We start from the raw sequence: 613 nt of genomic DNA, 5'->3' as shown, positions 1-613 counted from the left end.
ACGCCACCGACGCGCGCGCCTCCGCGGACGAAGCGGCCCTGGACGCCGAAGCGGCCCGGGCCGCCGCCTCCGAAGCGGAACAGGCGGCCAAAGAGGCCCGGGACGCCGCCGACCACGCGGCCGTCGAAGCAGCAGCCGCCGAACAAGCCGCCAAGGACGCCCAGGCTTACGCCGAATCGGCCCAGCAGGCAGCCGACGAGGCCGAGAAGAAGGACAACGCCCAGCAGATCGGGACAGGAACCGTCCCCGACGCAGCAGGCGCACCCATCGGCGGCATGTTCTACGTCGTCGATCGCCTGGTGGAGACCGGCGACCCGCAGATCGTGCAGAAGTCCGACGGCTGCGACGGCTGGATCGACAAGCTCTTCTACAACGGCGACTGCACCATCACCACGAAGATCGGGTTCAAGGCGGTCCTCGACCTGTACCTGTGCACCGCACAGGACATGGGCGCCTCCCAGTACACCTGCCCCACCGACGCCACGGTGTACCTGGGCCAGCACCCGACCAAGGAACTGTCCACCCAGGTCACCCACACCATCACCATCGCCGAGTACCAGCAGGGCGTCGACCCGATCGACATCCTCTTCGGAAGCTGGATCAAGTGCGCCCA

Annotated in this window: 1 pseudogene; it reads left to right on the top strand. The window is 68.0% G+C overall.

What is annotated here, in order from left to right:
* A pseudogene (locus tag IE316_RS35210) lies at positions 1-613 on the top strand (virulence factor); the annotation flags it as partial.

Source organism: Streptomyces fumanus (assembly GCF_014655295.1).
Lineage (GTDB): Bacteria > Actinomycetota > Actinomycetes > Streptomycetales > Streptomycetaceae > Streptomyces > Streptomyces fumanus.
Note: the sequence above shows the minus strand (reverse complement) of the source record. Positions and strands in the feature narration are given on the sequence as shown.